The sequence below is a fragment of the Chryseobacterium sp. BIGb0232 genome, assembly GCF_024810195.1.
Lineage (GTDB): Bacteria > Bacteroidota > Bacteroidia > Flavobacteriales > Weeksellaceae > Chryseobacterium > Chryseobacterium pennae.
Genome location: NZ_JANUEH010000009.1, coordinates 41630 through 57561 on the forward strand (window position 1 = coordinate 41630; position 15932 = coordinate 57561).

The window sequence follows — 15932 nt, forward strand, 5'->3', positions numbered from 1 at the left end:
GCTATGAAAAAAAAGCATCACCATACAAAGAAAGCTCCTTCAAAAAAATGGTCTGCCAAACTGCATTTGTGGTTTGGTTTGTCAGTTGGTATCATTGTATTCATAGTCTCTCTTACAGGGACTTTGTACATTTTTAAGGATGAAGTACAAAATAGTCTTCGTAAAGAAGCCATCTATGTAAAACCGAATGAGATCAATAAAAAACCCTTATCCATCGAGATTCTTCGTGAGAAAGTAAGTCTGGAGCTTAACGAGAAATATCCTGTAAGCTCAGTTGAAATCTCTTTGGATAAAAGTAAATCCTATCGTTTTTTATACTATGATAAGAGTAAGAAGGGATGGAATTATTTTCAACAGGTTCTCATCAATAAGCAGGTTTATGTCAATCAGTATACCGGAAAAATTCTTGCTGTTTACAATGAAAAGTATGATGTATTCAATATTTTGAAGTATATCCACTGGGGGCTTCTTCTCAACTCAGAATGGGGACCGTACACTATAGGAATTCCAACTGTTCTTTTTATCATTATGCTGATTACAGGAATCATTTTATGGTGGCCGAAAAATAAAAATGCCAGAAAAGGACGTTTCTGGTTCAACTGGAAAAATGTAAAAAACTGGAAACGCAAAAACTATGACATACACAATGTATTGGGATTCTATGCCTCATTCATTGCCTTAATAATGAGTGTAACAGGGATTTACTTTGCCTATCCTTATGTAAAAAATACTTTTAACCTTGCCATATCCGGTTATTGGGAGCAGCCAAAAGAAAAGGAAATCAAATCCCCGGACTCATTGATGGCAAAGAGGTCTGATATTTTTGATATAACAGCCTTACAAACCGAAAAACTATATGCAGGATCATCCAGTTTCAGAATTACCTTAAATGGAAAAAACAAAAAAGGAAAGGAGCTCAAAAATCTTCCGGTCACCGTGTATGGTCAGGATGGAAGATTCAGTGAAAGAAACCTTCTTACTTTCGATAAATATTCAGGAAAACTACTAGCCAATAAACCTCATCACAAACTAAAAGCCGCAGAAAAATATGCGAATGCCAATTATGATGTCCACACCGGATCTTATTTCGGACTGTTTGGAAAAATCATCTGGTTTATCGCAGGTCTTATCTGCACCTCACTCCCTGTTACCGGATTTTTGGTCTGGTGGGGGAAAAGAAAGAAACAAGGAAAGAAAATATAATGAAAAAAGCAATTTTATCAGCTGCCAGTCTGGGAACTACTATCGTTTTTGGACAGGTAAAAGATACTTTACAAACCCAAAATGTGGATGAGGTTGTGATGACGGCTTCCAGAAAAAAGGAGAGCATTAAAGAGGTTCCCAGCTCGATCACAGTGGTTGGAGAAAAGCAAATTCAGTCTCAATTGACAGTTAATTCCGATATTACGAGCATTCTGCAATACACCGTTCCCAGTTTAGGAACAAATTCCGGCCAGACTTCCAACACCGGCCAGACATTAAGAGGCCGCCAGGTGCTAGTCTTAATAGACGGAATTCCTCAATCTACTCCCCTTCGAAACGGAGCAAGAGATCTAAGAGTGATTGATCCCTCAGCCATTGAAAGAGTTGAAGTCATTAAAGGAGCTTCTTCAATCTATGGAAACGGCGCAGACGGTGGTATCATCAATTATATTACAAAAAGAAATAAAACCGATAAAACTATTTCCGGGATTTCACAGATTGGCTTCACGGGGCAACGTTCAGGAGGGACTTTAGGAGTGAGAGCCAGCCAGCTTCTATCCGGAAAGATCAATAAATTTGACTATACTCTTTCCCTGGCCTACGAAAGAACAGGTTACATGAAAGATGCCAACAGAGTCTATTTAAGTCCAACATACAGCACTGCAAAAATGGATAACTACAACGGAATGTTGAAGTTAGGATATGACATTAATGAAAACCAAAGAATTGAAGCCTCTTATATCGGATATTCTTCAAAATCAAACCTGAACCTGGGATTACATACAGGAATATATGGTGTTGAGCCTACCATTGGTGAAGGACAGGGAAAAAGCTTGGAAACCACACCACAGGGAACACCAAGAAATCATAACATTAGGGTAAGTTATGATAATAAAAACCTGTTTAAGGGGACAGCATTGAATGTGAACCTTTATTATCAGGATTTTAAAACTGTATATGGATACAGTGATACCTTTTTCAACGGTGGACAGTCTAATGTTCTTTCTAAAAAAGCAGGCGCAAGATTTAATCTTGATACCCAGCTTTGGAATACTCAAAACTCGCAGGGAGAAATCATCTACGGAGCTGATATCCTGAACGATGAAACGGTACAGAAACTTGAAGATGGCCGTTTCTGGACTCCAAACATGAATATGACCAATATAGCCCCTTTCTTATTGGCAAAAATCGATCTGTTTAAAAAATTAACTATCAAAGGAGGGCTTCGATATGAAAATATCAAAGTAAATGTAGATGATTTCAACACACTTTCTGTTATTAAAAACAATGGAACATTTACACCTAGTATTCCGGTAGCAGGAGGAAAATTAAGTTATAATGCACTGGTAGGAAATATTGGATTACGCTACAATATTGAACCTTACATCAACCTTTTCGGAAGTTTCTCACAGGCCTACTCTATCAATGAATTGGGTAGAATTCTGAGAACCTCAACGTCTGAGACCATTAAAAACCTTGAAACAAAACCTATTATCGTAAACAATTACGAACTGGGAGCTACAGGACAGGTTTCAAGCTGGATGAATTATGAATTAACCTCTTATGTGAGTACCTCTAAGCTTGGGGCCACTTTTGTTCAGAGCGCAGACAGAGCCTTAACAATTAAAAGAGCACCGGAAATTATTTATGGAGTGGAAGGTTTCCTACACTTCACCCCTCTTAAATGGCTTCAGTTCGGAGGAAGCTATAGCTGGATGGAAGGAATTACTTCTCCTGATGATAATGGAAATTATTCAGCTAAAATCAATAACAGCAGAATTTCTGCACCTAAAGTCCTTGCTTATGTACAGGTGAAACCAATTCCACAAGCTTTCATTGGTATTGATATGCTTCACTCTTTTCAACAGAACAGATTTGAACTTGGGGCGAATAAACAATACACATACGGAGAAGGATTTGTTCCTGATTATACAGTCTTCAATCTAAAGATAGGCAGTGAAATCAATAAAAACTGGAAACTGTCAGTGGGAATTGAAAACTTTTTCAACAAACTGTATCAGCCATCAATTGCATGGTGGTCAGCAAGAGATAGCGAATTTGTGAATGCTCCGGGAACGAGAGGAACTCTGATCCTTGAATACAAATTTTAATTAATCTAAATAAAAAGTAAAGACTATCTTTGTGATACTTTAATTGTTATATGAAGAAAAATCATCATCACAAAAAGAAACCGGGATTCTTTAAAAAATGGTCTGCCAAACTCCATTTATGGTTTGGGCTGGTCATTGGATTTTTAATCTTTATTATCTCCGTTACAGGAGCTTTGTATGTCTTTAAAGATGAAGTGGAAAACTATACTCGAAAGGATGTAATCTACCATCATGAAGAGAACATTGAGCAAAAGCAGGTGCTTCCCATCAGAGCTATGGAAAAAGCTGTTGCCGAACAGGTAAAAGAGAAATATCCAATCCATTGGGTAAATGTACCTATCGACAAAAAGATGTCCTATATGTTCTTCTGGTATGAGCATAATACGGATGCCTGGAACTATTTTGATGAATTCCCTATCTACAAACAGGCTTATGTAAACCCTTATACCGGAAAGGTTCTCAGAGTGTATGATGAAAAGAACGGGTTTTTCAATATTGTTAAAATGATACACTGGAGCTATCTTCTGAAGCAGGACTGGGGAACGTATGTAGTAGGAATACCGGTTATTATTTTCATCATCATGCTCATTACCGGGATTGTTTTATGGTGGCCTAAAAATAAAGCGGCAAGAAAACAACGTTTCTCTTTTAAATGGAAAAACATTAAAAGCTGGAAAAGAAAGAATTATGACCTTCATAATGTCCTTGGCTTTTACGCTTCAATTTTCGCGCTTATCTTTTCAATCACAGGACTATTTTATGCATTCTTTGTCGTTCAGGCGATGATCTATGTAGTATTTTCCGGTGGAGAAACTCAGTATCCGGATTTTTCTCATATCAAAACAAAGGCTCCGATAGAAATGAGAACCGAGACTACTCTGGACAAGATCATCAGTACCGTTGAAAAAAAATACCCTGACTCCAATGGTTTTGCCATAGATCTTGGGCATGAACACATGGATGATCATGAGCATCCAAATTTTGAAGTCTATGTAAAACACCTGTCCTATTCTTATCACAAAAGCAGCAGTCTTATTTTTGATGAAAATTCAGGAGAATTGTTACATACCCATGATCCAAAGGATAAAAATTTCGGAGAAAAGGTGGTGAGTGCCAACTACGATATCCATGTGGGGGCTATTTTAGGGCTTCCAACGAAGATTATAGCTTTTATTGTAAGTCTTATCTGTGCTTCACTTCCGGTGACAGGTTTTATGATCTGGTGGGGAAGAAGAAAGAAAAAAACAGTAAAAACAGCTTAATCTTTTAAATAATACCGGGTTAATAATCTATTAATACAATCTTTTTTATAATTTTAGCCTCTAGAATTTAATAATAGAAATGTCATTAATAGATTTATCAAAACAGGTTGCCCTTGGAGTTGACATCGGCGGAACCAATACTAAATTCGGAATTGTAAACCACCGCGGTGAAGTTCTGGATAAAGGAAACCTTAGAACCGATGCCTATGATAAAGTAGAAGATTTCATCGACGCTTTATATGAGTATGCCTATCCTTTAATGGAAAAGCATGGCTCAGAAAAGCACTTCGACGGAATTGGTGTAGGAGCTCCCAATGCCAACTACTACAAAGGAACAATAGAATTAGCCCCTAACCTACCCTGGAAAGGAGTCATTCCTTTTGCTGAGCTGATGACCGCAAAATTCAATTTACCTTGTACGGTAACCAATGATGCTAATGCTGCTGCTTTGGGAGAAATGCTTTTCGGTGCTGCACGCGGAATGAAGGATTTTATCATGATTACCCTGGGAACAGGAGTAGGAAGCGGAATTATCGCCAATGGAAACCTCATCTACGGGCACGATGGTTTTGCAGGAGAACTGGGACATACTATTGTAAAACCAGGGGGAAGGAAACACTGGAGCACAGGATCTGAAGGAAGTTTAGAAGCCTATGCTTCTGCAACAGGAATTACGATAACAGCTAAGAAAATGAGAGCAGAGTTCCCGGAATCTATGCTGAACCAATATCCTGAAGATGAGATCAATTCTAAAACCGTATATGAATGTGCAATGAAAGAAGACCCAATTGCTCTTGAAGTTTTCAGATATACAGGACAAAAACTAGGGGAAGCATTAGCTAATTTCGTGATGTTTTCTTCTCCACAAGCTATTCTTTTATTTGGTGGAGTGATCAAAGCGGGAGACTTTATCTTAAAGCCTGCCAAACTTCACATGGAAAGGAATCTATTGCCTATCTTCAGAAATAAGGTAAAACTGGTATTCAGTGAGCTAAACGAAGCGGATGCTGCTATTTTGGGAGCAAGTGCATTGGTTTGGGAAAAATAACTGATACCCTTAATAATATATAAAGCGATCTCAATATGAGACCGCTTTTTTTTGCAATTAATGCACGAATGGATTTATTAGTGCGTTCGTGGCAAAAAAAATCTTCTATACAGACTGGCAATTCTCTTTGTTTCATTCGGATTATCTATCAAAACAATTCATGAGATCCGTATCAAAATCCATAAAGTTTTTCTTATTTTTGATTAGCATTTTCTGCAGTCCTCGAGACTCAAAAAAATGCAATAAAACAATATAATTACCAAAAATGGATAACAATAATTTAGAAACCATCGTTTTCGGTGGCGGGTGCTTCTGGTGTGTAGAAAGCTGTTTCAATCTGTTAAAAGGCGTTGATGCTGCCATCTCAGGATATTCTGGCGGTCACAAAGACAATCCTACTTATCAGGAGGTGTGTACAGGTGAAACAGGCCATGCAGAAGTAGTGCAGATCACTTATAATCCTTCCATAATTTCCTATGAACAATTAATGGATGTTTTCTTCTTCCTACATGATCCTACTCAACTCAACAGACAGGGGAATGATGTCGGGACACAATATCGTTCCGTAATTTACTATAAAGATACTGCTGAAAAACAAAAGGCAGAGCAAGCAATCCAGGTATCTCAGGCATCAGGAAGATGGGCCGGCAATTATGTAACTGAACTGGCTCCACTTGAAAAATTCTGGCCGGCAGAACAGTATCATCAGGGATATTACAATGAAAATCCTACACAGCCTTACTGTAGTGCCGTAGTAGGTCCTAAGATCCAGAAGTTTAAAAAGTATTTTGGAGAGTTGAACATGCTGAATGCAGAGTAAAATACATAAAACAATTTTAACCATAAAACATGATTCAATTTATTTTAATGCTTTTGGGCTTGGCATTTCCAAACAATAATGCCAATGCAATAACAAGTAATAGCAATCAATTAATAACTTATTCTGTAGTACCGCCTACTTATGAGGACGGAGGACCAGTAGGTGGAGAAACAGGACAAACACCACCACCAAGAAAATAACACCTCAGCATAAAAAATATGATTCAATTTATTTTGGTCTTATTAGTACTTACATTTTTAAATAATAAATCTTTATTGATACAGCGGGATATTCTATATTCCGCTTTTTTTTGCTCAATATCCTGCATATTTCTCAATAATGTAAATTGTTGAAGCTCTTAATTCTCTCCCTGTATCAGGGTCTACTCCATCCATAGTAAAAAACTCAACATTTCCATTAAACTTTGAGTACCAAGTAGTACCTAAAGCATTATCTACAGTAAGGGTATCCTTTCTTGTAATCCGTTTAAAATATCTCAATTGGATAGTATCTTTCGGAATAAGACTACGTTGAGGGTTCTTATCTTCACAATTGACCAACTTATACTCATTATCATCCCAAAACATACAACTTCTTTCATCAGCAGATGCACCAAAGAAGCTTAATGGTGTACTGTTTTTGCTTCTTGATGAATAATGATTTCCAACTAAAACACTTATCACCAGAAAAGCTCCGGCTATCCCCAGTCCGTTTTGCTTAACAAACTCCGGCATTTTGAAATGCTGCTCGTTGGTAATATTGATAATAATATTAGATAACTTTTCCGACAATGATTCCTCATGTTCATCTACCTTTATCTTCACCGTGGTTTTATTGGTCTCTTCATCTTTCTTAACAAATGTTGTAGAGAAGTCAATAAAATCATCGTAACCAACATAAAGACTAAGTTTATCAAGAATCTCTCCATCTCTTATGTCAGGGTCCTCATTATCTATTATACAAATATTATAATATCTAACGAAAGTTCTTTCATTAATAAGAAATTTCCATGTTTTCTCAAAATGATCAGAAAGTTCAGAAGCTAATCCACTTTTTGAAGTCTTTTTTGGAAAGTCTTCTCGAGCTTTATTAAACACCTCATGAATTAGTAGTTTTTTCTTGGACATATATAGTTTTTTGAGTCTTTACAAAATAGGCGATTATCAGTCATACCACATTACGGATTTCCATAAAGCCAACATTGTCCAATTCGTGTCCATCAATGTCCAAAACATGACTTAGTAATACGTCACCCTTTGTCGCATCTTTGCTTCAGAAAATCAGTGAAAAACAAAACATTACAAAAACAAATTTACAAAACTGATTTCAAAATTACCAGATAAAACGGAGGTAAAACTCCGGGTTGGGAAGCAGATGTTTCTCCTCCGTTTTTGAAGGTTCACTTCCCAAAAAATTTAGAAGCGCTTCAATTTTTTTAATCGTGTACCCCTATCTGCGATCTGTTTCGCAGGGAAGAACACGAATGCTTTAACCATAAATTTTTTGAACAATGATCCAGTTTATCATGATGCTATTTTTGGCATTTACAAATAATAATGTCAATACACACTATAACAACAATCCAAAATCCAATATCACAACATTCAGTGCCAAAGAAGATCCGGATGCGGAAACAGGTGATGGCAATGGAAACGGCCATGGAAGTGGAGGCAATACCACAGGAAATACAGGACAGACTCCTCCCCCTTATGCTTTACCATAATAAATAAAGGATAGATTGTAAAAATCTATCCTTTTTCTTATTTTGCATTCTAAACTGAAGTCATGAAAAAAAGTTTTTTATTTATTGTTGTCCTCACAACTCTTTTTTTCTGTTCCGAAAAAAGACCTGCAACAAAAATATCCCAAACCCAGAATGCATTTTATCTAAAAGCAAGAGAATTCAGAGATAAAAAAATTTCTGACTCCGCTTTTTATTATTACAACCTTGCCAAAGATGAATATTTGAAGATCAACGATTCTATTGGAGCTGCTGAATCATTAATTAACATGGCTATTATTCAAACATATTATGGAGATTTTTATGGCAGTATAGAATCCTCATCAGAAGCCAATACTTTCCTAAAAGATGAGAAAGACAGTATCACCAGAAGAGATCTGTCTTCCAGTTACAATAATATGGGAATTGCTTCTGCATTTCTATACAATCAGGATAGTGCCATTACTTTTTATCAATACGCTTTAAAATACAACGATGATGATGATAAGAAATATATCTATTATAACAATCTCGGGAATGCTCTTATTAGTCAAAAGAACTTCAAACTTGCCCAAAAATATTTAAACTATGCAGTTTTATCTAAAAACCATGAAAATAGAGCAAGAGCAATTAATAATTTAGCAAGAGCCAAATTCACTGCAGACAATAACTATAATCCTTTACCAGAATATTATGCAGCATTAGAAATCAGAGAAAAAGACAACAATCTGGATGGTCTCAATTCAAGTTATGGAACCTTGGCAGATTATTTTTTTTCAAAGGATAAAGAGAAGTCTCTTATATATGCTAAAAAAATGCTGCAAACAGCTACCACAATTAATAATCCTGAAGATCAGCTGCAAGCCTTACAGAAAATTATTATCATCGATAAAAATAATTACAACAAATATTTTGAAAAATTTCAGTCTATTAATGACAGCATACAGATTTCGAGAAATAAGGCTAAAAACCAGTTTGCCTATTTCCGGTATGGCCTGGAAAAAGAAAAAGCTGAAAATCAGACCTTAAAATATCAGAAAGCAGAGAAAGAAGTACAGCTCCTTCAACGGAATATTGGCTTAGGAGCCCTATCTCTACTTCTTATAGGTGGTTTTGTATACTATAAAAGAAGGAAGAAAAGGCTACAACGAGAAAATGAATTAAAGATTAAAGAAAACGAGCTCAAAATGTCAAAAAAGGTCCACGATGTAGTGGCTAATGGTATTTATCAGGTAATGACAAAAATTGAAAATCAGGAGAACTTTAATAAGGACAAAGCTTTGGATGAACTGGAATTTGTTTACGAAAAGTCCAGAGATATTTCCTATGAAAAGACGGATATCGGTGACACCGTTGAATTTGCCGAAAAAATATTCAACCTCATTAGCTCCTTTACAAGCGATCATGTAAAGCCCTTCCTTACCGGAAACAGTCAAAATCTGTGGGATGATGTAAGTGGAGCAGTTCAAAGTGAAATTTTTCAGATCATCCGTGAACTGTTGGTGAATATGAAAAAGCACAGTCAGGCCAGCCTTGTAGTTTTTAAATTTGAAAGAAAAAATAACCTCATACATATCCAATATAAAGACAATGGCATTGGTATCCCGGAAAATATTATCCATGGAAAGGGATTATCAAATACGGTTTCCCGTATTGAAAAGATAGAGGGGACCATTATTTTTGACAATAAAACAGAAAAAGGGTTGAAAATCAATATTTCATTCCCCACATCTTAAAATCATAAAGAAATGTTCAAAAAAATTTTAATAGCCGAAGACCACGAAAGCAGCAGTATTTCTGTACAGAGAACACTGGAAGACCTTACTATTTCCAATACGGATTATGTGTATTATTGTGATGATGCAGTAGCCAAAATTCAAAAGTCCATTCGGGAAAATGATTTATATGACTTGTTGATTACTGACCTCTCTTTTGAGGAAGATCACCATGAACAAAAGATTAAAGATGGCAAAGAACTTATTAAAACGATAAAAGAACTACAGCCCACTCTGAAAACTATTGTCTTTTCTGCAGAGCACAAATCCGGGATTATCAATTCCCTTTTTACAGAATATGGAATCAATGGTTTTGTTCGAAAGGCCAGAAATGATGCTAAAGACCTTAAAAAAGCAATTTCTTCGGTATATGAAGGCAAAAATTATCTGTCCCTTGATCTTAAACAGGAAGTTAAAAAGCTAAACAGTTATGAATTTTCAGAATACGATATCACCCTTGTTTCTCTCCTCTCACAAGGTGTTCTTCAAAAAAACATTCCTGTGTATCTTCAGAATAACAATATAAAACCCAATAGTCTTAGCAGTGTAGAGAAGAAACTGAACAGCCTGAAAGAAGAACTTGGCATCACCAATAACGAACAGCTTGTTGCTTTTTGTAAAGATCTGGGAATTATTTAGATTAAAAACACCTCACCTTTTATAGAACCTTTCAAAATTTTGAAAGGTTCTTTTTGTTGTTACGGTTTCCCGTAAGGATAGGCTTTTAAAGGGTTATATTTTTGGAGTGTTAAACCAATTAAAATAAAATACATGAAAAAGTATTATGTAAACAAGAATGCACAAAGTAATGGCGATCATGAGGTTCATGATGAAAACTGCTATAGACTCCCAACCATTGATAATAGAAAATATCTAGGTACATTTTCTTCATGTAAAGAAGCTGTAAAAGAAGCAAAAAAAGACTACCCTCAATCAAATGGTTGTTATTATTGCTCTCAGGACTGTCATACCAAATAACACCTCTAAAAAATCACCATCATGGAAACCTCAACCCCAACTGAAACTACATTTTACAAAGATAGCTCTGTAGTTGTTACACAATCAAGATTTGTCACCCAATCAAAAACATATGCAATGCGAAATATTTCTTCTGTTCATATTTTTGAAATTATTAAAAGTAAGACAAAAGCCATTCTAATGATATTTGCAGGACTAGCATTTCTTTTGTCAAAAGAAATTTTTTGGGTAGGAATAATACTTTTAGGTTTAGGGGTTTGGTTAATTTTCTCCATTAAAAATGAATACGCTGTCCGAATAAGCACAAATGCAGGAGAAGCTAATAGCATTGTTTCAAAAGACAGAGATTATATTCAAAAAATTGTAAGCGCTTTAAATGAAGCTATCATTCATCGAGGATAATAAACTAATAACAAAAAACAAATACTATGAAAAAACTACTTTTTACAGGGCTCCTAGGCCTTGGACTTTTATTACCTACTAACTTTTCGGCCTCTACATCCAGCATTACTTCAACAAAAGAGTTACTTACCAAAAACCCAAGAAAAGGAAAAACAAAAACCAACAAAAAAAGCAGGTCAACAAGATCAAGCTACTCTTCTCCAAGATCTTATTCTTCAAGTTCCAGAAGTAAGGGATGTACTTACAATGGGAATCAACTATATGTTGGTTCAAGAGGAGGCTGTTACTACTACTCCGGAAATAGTAAGAAATATGTAGAAAGAGCTTACTGTGCAGGATGCAACTAATTTTAAATTAATAACCATGAATTTTAAACTTATATTATTATTTATTTTTTCCTTTTCTTTCCTTAGTTCAATTAGCGCCCAAAAAAGAACAACGAGTGTTAAAGGGTATACTAGAAAAGATGGAACCTATGTCAGATCACATACAAGAAGCTATAGCTCAGGAAGTGGATATTCTTCATACGGATCAAATTTAAATGGAAGCTACAGTTCTTCTGATACATTAGATTCTATGGATTCAAAAAAAAACCAAAATGGGCAATATCTAACTTCTACCAAATCTATTAATGGAGATAAGATTGTAAAATCAACTTTGACAATGATTCAAGATTATGATGAAAACTATTTGGAAGGAAATATAATTTATTTATCAGTACTATATTACAAAGAGCAGGTTATTGATATTTGCCCAATTACAAAAAATTACAGCGATTGGAACTTTGATGACACTTATCATTCTTTCAATAAAAATAAACTGTCTTCCGAAGATGCACTAGATTTAATTTCTAATTATGGATGGAGTATATATAACGAAAAAATTAGCAAAAACTTCCGTTACTATACAGATAAAAAACAACCTCAATACCTATCAAAAAAAATTGAAGCTATAAAACTAAAATAAAAACACTCAACATATAACCATTGAAAAAGGCATCTCATCCGAGACGCCTTCTTTATTTTATTTCCTAATCATTTCTGTATGCGGAATATCATCTTCCAGATATTTCTTTCCGGTATCTTCAAAACCAAAATCACCATAGAACTTCAGCAGATAATCCTGTGCTGAAATTCTGATTTCAGAAGTATGAAAACGATTTTCTATCGTATCAACAGCATATTTGATCAACAGCTTACCTAAGCTTTTTCCTCTGCCCTTCTCCGTTGTTAATACCCTTCCAATAGATGTTTCATCATATTTTATTCCTTTATCAAAAATACGGCAGTATGCAAGTACTTCCCCATTTTCCTCTGCCCAGATATGAACCGCTTTCTGGTCATAATTATCAAGGTCGGGATAAGGACAGTTTTGCTCAATAACAAAAACATCAATACGGGCCTTCAATACAGCATATAGCTCAGGGACTGTAAATTCATCAAAAGTTTTGATTTTCCAGATCATATTACTACTCATCGAAGCTTACACTATTTTGAGTTAAAAAATCATTCGTTGTGTCTATAAACTTCAGAATCTCATCACCCCCTGTTTTCTTTTCAGCGGAAGTAATATATAACTCAGGAAGATCCTCCCATGTTTTGTGCAGTTCCGATTTATAATTTTCAAAGTTTTTAATAACCTCACTTGGTTTTAACTTATCTGACTTGGTAAAAACGATTGAAAAAGGAACCCCACTCTCCCCACACCACTGGATGAATTCCAGATCAATCTTTTGCGGATTGTGTCTTGAATCTACCAACACAAAAAGATTCACCAAGTTTCTTCTGTTCAGAATATAGTTGGTAATCAGCTTTTCAAAATCCTTTCTCAGAGACTTTGAAACTTTTGCATACCCATATCCCGGTAAATCGGTAAGGTACCAGTTTTCATTCACTAGAAAATGATTAATCAGCTGAGTTTTTCCGGGAGTCTGTGATGTTTTGGCCAAATCCTTATGATTCATCATGGCGTTGATCAATGAAGACTTTCCTACATTGGATCTTCCGATAAAAGCATATTCAGGAAGATTAGCTTCAGGACAATCCTGCCATTTTCCACTACTTTTTACAAACGTTGCTGTCTTAATAATCATTTTGAATATATTTTAGAAAAATAAACCATTAAGAAAAGCTCTTAATGGTCATTTATATGTTTTAAACTTTATCTTTTACCCAGTTGTATAGGATTTCATTGAACTCTTCTGGTTTTTCCATCATGGCAGCATGACCACAATGATCTATCCAGAACAAGTCCGAATTAGGAATAAACTTATGCATATCCTCAGCCACTTCAGGCGGAGTTACATTATCCTGTTTTCCCCAGATCAGACATGTTGGCGTCAGTATCTTCGGAAGATCGTTCAGCATATTGTGTTTGATGGCACTTCTTGCCAGCATTACCGTTTTTATTCCTTTCATTCTGTCATTCACTACAGCAAAAACTTCATCTACAAGATCTTCAGTAGCAACTTTCGGGTCATAAAAAACCTCTTCTGTTTTCTTTCTGATATAAGATCTGTCATTCTTTCTTGGAAAACTGTCACCGAAAGTTCTTTCATATAAGCCTGAACTACCCGTAAGAACCAGATTCTTTACCAGATCAGGTCTAGCCAAGGTCAAAATAAGCCCTACATGTCCCCCCATTGAATTTCCAACAATGGTAACAGGTTCTGAAATATGACTTTCTATAAACTTGATGATATATTTCGCGATAGTGGTAAGATTCGTATTGAGTACTGGTAAATCATAGATAGGCAACTGAGGAACATATACTTTGAATCCTCTGTCTGAAAAAAAATCTACCATTTTATCGAAATTACTCAAACCACCCATCAACCCGTGCAACAGCACTAATGGACGTCCTTCCCCAGCCTCTACATAGGAATATTTCTTTTCTTTTTTTGTACTAAATATCATATAATGCCTTAATAAAGCCTTGCAAAAATACAAATTAAACCTCAAAAATATTTTGATTACCCTAATTTAAGATAAAAATAATATAATATTCTCCTTTTTAACTTTTTTTTTCAAAATCCCTTTATTATGGCCTAAATAACAGTTTTAACAACCACCTACATATCAATTAATTACATTCTTATAACTCAATCTTTAATAAAACTTATTAACATTGAGTCAAAAAGTGGGAAAAAGTGGGAAATTTTGGAAATTATTATATAAATTTGTCCCAAATGAAAAATTTCATTGGAACATATGAGTGTAAAATTGACGACAAAGGCCGCTTAAAAGTCCCTTCATCTTTAATCAAACAGATGGAAAACTTCGAAGACAAGGCGTTTGTAGTCAAAAGATCTGTGTTCCAACCTTGTCTGGAGGTCTATCCAATGAATGCATGGGATAAACTGATGGGCAAAATTAATAAACTGAACAGATTCATAAAAAAGAATGCTGATTTCATACGAATGTTTACGGCAGGAGTAAAAACAGTAGAATTGGATAATGCAGGAAGACTGCAGATTTCAAAAGACCTGACCACTTTCGCAAATCTTCAGAAAGATATTGTGATTACCAGTGCAGGAGAACTCTTTGAAATTTGGGATAAAGATGCCTACGAACAGGTAATTTCCACCAATGAAATTGATTTTGCCAGCCTTGCCGAAGATGTAATGGGCTCTTTCGATGAAGAATAGCTGTAGCGGTTATTAAAGATTTTATTTAATAAAAAACACAATTAAGCATGTATCATAACCCCGTTTTGTTGAAGCAGAGTGTAGATGATTTGGTGACGAATCCTGACGGAATCTATGTGGACTGCACCTTTGGAGGTGGCGGCCACTCAAGAGAGATTTTGAGCAGACTTTCTGACAAAGGAAAACTGTTCAGCTTCGATCAGGATCTGGATGCGCTTAAAAATACAATTGATGACCCCAGATTTACATTAGTGAATCAGAATTTCAGATTTCTGGAAAACTCTTTATTGATGTATGGAGCACCTCAGGTTGATGGTGTTTTGGCTGATTTGGGAGTTTCTTCTCATCAGTTTGACGAAGCAGACCGTGGATTTTCTACAAGAAGCAATGCTCCTTTAGATATGCGAATGAATGTGATGCAGAGTCTTGATGCCAAAAGAGTAATTAATGAATATGGCGAAGAAGAACTTGCAGATATTTTTTATTACTATGGAGAATTAAGAGAAGCAAGAAAGCTGGCAAGAGATATTGTTCATCACAGAAAAACAAAAACCATAAATACCACAGAGGATTTGAAGAAGCTTTTCAGCTATCTTCCGCCTCATAAAGTGAATAAATTCTATGCACAGCTTTTTCAGGCAGTAAGAATAGAAGTAAACCAGGAACTTGAAGTATTAAAAGAAATGCTGGTTCAGGCTTACAATGTTTTAAAACCGGAAGGAAGACTAGTAGTAATTTCTTACCACTCTTTAGAAGACCGTTTGGTTAAAAGATTCCTAAAAAACGGAATGTTTGAAGGAGAACCGGAAAGAGATATCTACGGAAATTATAAAAAGGCATTCGAATTGGTTAAGAGCAAAGCAATCATCCCGGACGATAAGGAGATTGAAGAAAATTCAAGAGCAAGAAGTGCAAAAATGAGAACAGGAATAAAAGTATAAATGATAAAATATAAGTGATAAACGAT

At 35.5% G+C, this 15932-nt stretch carries 19 protein-coding genes; 15 read left to right on the forward strand and 4 right to left on the reverse strand.

Features of this window, described 5'->3' with window-relative positions; genetic code table 11:
- The first annotated feature begins 3 nt into the window (after positions 1-3).
- From M2372_RS18175 to M2372_RS18200, 6 genes are all read left to right on the forward strand, one after another.
- Positions 4-1203: a PepSY domain-containing protein gene (locus M2372_RS18175; RefSeq protein WP_123320160.1), complete on the forward strand. Its 1200-nt coding sequence runs from the start codon at positions 4-6 to the stop codon at positions 1201-1203.
- Positions 1203-3314: a TonB-dependent receptor gene (locus tag M2372_RS18180; protein ID WP_123320605.1), complete on the forward strand. Its 2112-nt coding sequence runs from the start codon at positions 1203-1205 to the stop codon at positions 3312-3314. The genes M2372_RS18175 and M2372_RS18180 overlap by 1 nt, the downstream gene beginning before the upstream one ends.
- 50 nt (positions 3315-3364) lie before the next feature.
- Positions 3365-4576 (forward strand): PepSY domain-containing protein, encoded by a 1212-nt coding sequence (locus tag M2372_RS18185; RefSeq protein WP_123320161.1) that lies wholly within the window; start codon positions 3365-3367, stop codon positions 4574-4576.
- 79 nt (positions 4577-4655) lie between these two features.
- A complete protein-coding gene (locus M2372_RS18190) occupies positions 4656-5624 on the forward strand; it encodes an ROK family protein (protein WP_123320162.1) in 969 nt (322 codons plus the stop codon).
- 265 nt (positions 5625-5889) lie between these two features.
- Positions 5890-6444 carry a peptide-methionine (S)-S-oxide reductase MsrA gene (gene msrA, locus M2372_RS18195; protein ID WP_123320163.1) on the forward strand — a complete coding sequence of 185 codons (555 nt, stop codon included), beginning with the start codon at positions 5890-5892 and terminating at the stop codon, positions 6442-6444.
- A 47-nt stretch (positions 6445-6491) separates the two neighbouring features.
- Positions 6492-6644 carry a hypothetical protein gene (locus M2372_RS18200; RefSeq protein ID WP_165852258.1) on the forward strand — a complete coding sequence of 51 codons (153 nt, stop codon included), beginning with the start codon at positions 6492-6494 and terminating at the stop codon, positions 6642-6644.
- 114 nt (positions 6645-6758) lie between these two features.
- Here the strand turns inward: M2372_RS18200 and M2372_RS18205 are convergent, their stop codons facing one another.
- Positions 6759-7571, reverse strand: a complete 813-nt coding sequence (locus M2372_RS18205) for a hypothetical protein (protein ID WP_123320164.1) — start codon at positions 7569-7571, stop codon at positions 6759-6761.
- Positions 7572-7954: 383 nt separating this feature from the next.
- Between M2372_RS18205 and M2372_RS18210 the strand changes: the two genes are divergently transcribed.
- The 7 genes from M2372_RS18210 (at position 7955) to M2372_RS18240 (ending at position 12285) form a co-directional block, all read left to right on the forward strand.
- Positions 7955-8167, forward strand: coding sequence for a hypothetical protein (locus M2372_RS18210; RefSeq protein WP_123320165.1), 213 nt, complete (start codon positions 7955-7957; stop codon positions 8165-8167).
- Positions 8168-8229: 62 nt separating this feature from the next.
- Positions 8230-9900, forward strand: coding sequence for a tetratricopeptide repeat-containing sensor histidine kinase (locus tag M2372_RS18215; protein WP_123320166.1), 1671 nt, complete (start codon positions 8230-8232; stop codon positions 9898-9900).
- A gap of 12 nt (positions 9901-9912) precedes the next feature.
- The gene (locus M2372_RS18220) at positions 9913-10578 is read left to right on the forward strand and encodes a response regulator (protein ID WP_115972045.1); all 666 of its coding nucleotides are present in this window, start codon (positions 9913-9915) and stop codon (positions 10576-10578) included.
- Between the two features lie 132 nt (positions 10579-10710).
- Complete coding sequence (locus M2372_RS18225) at positions 10711-10917, forward strand: hypothetical protein (protein ID WP_123320167.1); 207 nt, start codon at positions 10711-10713, stop codon at positions 10915-10917.
- A 21-nt stretch (positions 10918-10938) separates the two neighbouring features.
- Positions 10939-11319, forward strand: coding sequence for a DUF6232 family protein (locus tag M2372_RS18230; protein ID WP_148060785.1), 381 nt, complete (start codon positions 10939-10941; stop codon positions 11317-11319).
- 26 nt (positions 11320-11345) lie between these two features.
- Complete coding sequence (locus tag M2372_RS18235; RefSeq protein ID WP_148060786.1) at positions 11346-11666, forward strand: hypothetical protein; 321 nt, start codon at positions 11346-11348, stop codon at positions 11664-11666.
- A 16-nt stretch (positions 11667-11682) separates the two neighbouring features.
- Positions 11683-12285: a hypothetical protein gene (locus tag M2372_RS18240; RefSeq protein ID WP_123320170.1), complete on the forward strand. Its 603-nt coding sequence runs from the start codon at positions 11683-11685 to the stop codon at positions 12283-12285.
- Positions 12286-12342: 57 nt separating this feature from the next.
- On the opposite strand, the gene M2372_RS18245 is transcribed toward M2372_RS18240, so the two are convergent.
- The 3 genes from M2372_RS18245 to M2372_RS18255 all read right to left on the reverse strand — a co-directional run bounded on the left by M2372_RS18245 (position 12343) and on the right by M2372_RS18255 (position 14234).
- Positions 12343-12795 carry a GNAT family N-acetyltransferase gene (locus tag M2372_RS18245; protein WP_123320171.1) on the reverse strand — a complete coding sequence of 151 codons (453 nt, stop codon included), beginning with the start codon at positions 12793-12795 and terminating at the stop codon, positions 12343-12345.
- A complete protein-coding gene (gene yihA, locus M2372_RS18250) occupies positions 12788-13411 on the reverse strand; it encodes a ribosome biogenesis GTP-binding protein YihA/YsxC (RefSeq protein WP_123320172.1) in 624 nt (207 codons plus the stop codon). The genes M2372_RS18245 and yihA overlap by 8 nt, the downstream gene beginning before the upstream one ends.
- 61 nt (positions 13412-13472) lie before the next feature.
- Positions 13473-14234 (reverse strand): alpha/beta fold hydrolase, encoded by a 762-nt coding sequence (locus M2372_RS18255; RefSeq protein WP_115972052.1) that lies wholly within the window; start codon positions 14232-14234, stop codon positions 13473-13475.
- 272 nt (positions 14235-14506) lie between these two features.
- Here M2372_RS18255 and mraZ point away from each other — a divergent pair, with 272 nt between their 5' ends.
- Positions 14507-14965, forward strand: a complete 459-nt coding sequence (gene mraZ, locus M2372_RS18260) for a division/cell wall cluster transcriptional repressor MraZ (RefSeq protein WP_123320173.1) — start codon at positions 14507-14509, stop codon at positions 14963-14965.
- A 47-nt stretch (positions 14966-15012) separates the two neighbouring features.
- Positions 15013-15906, forward strand: coding sequence for a 16S rRNA (cytosine(1402)-N(4))-methyltransferase RsmH (rsmH, locus tag M2372_RS18265; protein ID WP_123320174.1), 894 nt, complete (start codon positions 15013-15015; stop codon positions 15904-15906).
- Positions 15907-15932 lie beyond the last annotated feature (26 nt).

Bases quoted from the DNA above. Each gene is read 5' to 3' on its own strand.
- M2372_RS18245 (WP_123320171.1), bottom strand. From the start codon at position 12,795: ATGAGTAGTAATATGATCTGGAAAATCAAAACTTTTGATGAATTTACA.
- M2372_RS18255 (WP_115972052.1), bottom strand. From the start codon at position 14,234: ATGATATTTAGTACAAAAAAAGAAAAGAAATATTCCTATGTAGAGGCT.
- M2372_RS18225 (WP_123320167.1), top strand. From the start codon at position 10,711: ATGAAAAAGTATTATGTAAACAAGAATGCACAAAGTAATGGCGATCAT.
- rsmH (WP_123320174.1), top strand. From the start codon at position 15,013: ATGTATCATAACCCCGTTTTGTTGAAGCAGAGTGTAGATGATTTGGTG.
- msrA (WP_123320163.1), top strand. From the start codon at position 5,890: ATGGATAACAATAATTTAGAAACCATCGTTTTCGGTGGCGGGTGCTTC.
- mraZ (WP_123320173.1), top strand. From the start codon at position 14,507: ATGAAAAATTTCATTGGAACATATGAGTGTAAAATTGACGACAAAGGC.
- M2372_RS18230 (WP_148060785.1), top strand. From the start codon at position 10,939: ATGGAAACCTCAACCCCAACTGAAACTACATTTTACAAAGATAGCTCT.
- M2372_RS18235 (WP_148060786.1), top strand. From the start codon at position 11,346: ATGAAAAAACTACTTTTTACAGGGCTCCTAGGCCTTGGACTTTTATTA.
- M2372_RS18180 (WP_123320605.1), top strand. From the start codon at position 1,203: ATGAAAAAAGCAATTTTATCAGCTGCCAGTCTGGGAACTACTATCGTT.
- M2372_RS18210 (WP_123320165.1), top strand. From the start codon at position 7,955: ATGATCCAGTTTATCATGATGCTATTTTTGGCATTTACAAATAATAAT.
- M2372_RS18190 (WP_123320162.1), top strand. From the start codon at position 4,656: ATGTCATTAATAGATTTATCAAAACAGGTTGCCCTTGGAGTTGACATC.
- M2372_RS18175 (WP_123320160.1), top strand. From the start codon at position 4: ATGAAAAAAAAGCATCACCATACAAAGAAAGCTCCTTCAAAAAAATGG.
- M2372_RS18240 (WP_123320170.1), top strand. From the start codon at position 11,683: ATGAATTTTAAACTTATATTATTATTTATTTTTTCCTTTTCTTTCCTT.
- yihA (WP_123320172.1), bottom strand. From the start codon at position 13,411: ATGATTATTAAGACAGCAACGTTTGTAAAAAGTAGTGGAAAATGGCAG.
- M2372_RS18200 (WP_165852258.1), top strand. From the start codon at position 6,492: ATGCTTTTGGGCTTGGCATTTCCAAACAATAATGCCAATGCAATAACA.
- M2372_RS18205 (WP_123320164.1), bottom strand. From the start codon at position 7,571: ATGTCCAAGAAAAAACTACTAATTCATGAGGTGTTTAATAAAGCTCGA.
- M2372_RS18220 (WP_115972045.1), top strand. From the start codon at position 9,913: ATGTTCAAAAAAATTTTAATAGCCGAAGACCACGAAAGCAGCAGTATT.
- M2372_RS18185 (WP_123320161.1), top strand. From the start codon at position 3,365: ATGAAGAAAAATCATCATCACAAAAAGAAACCGGGATTCTTTAAAAAA.
- M2372_RS18215 (WP_123320166.1), top strand. From the start codon at position 8,230: ATGAAAAAAAGTTTTTTATTTATTGTTGTCCTCACAACTCTTTTTTTC.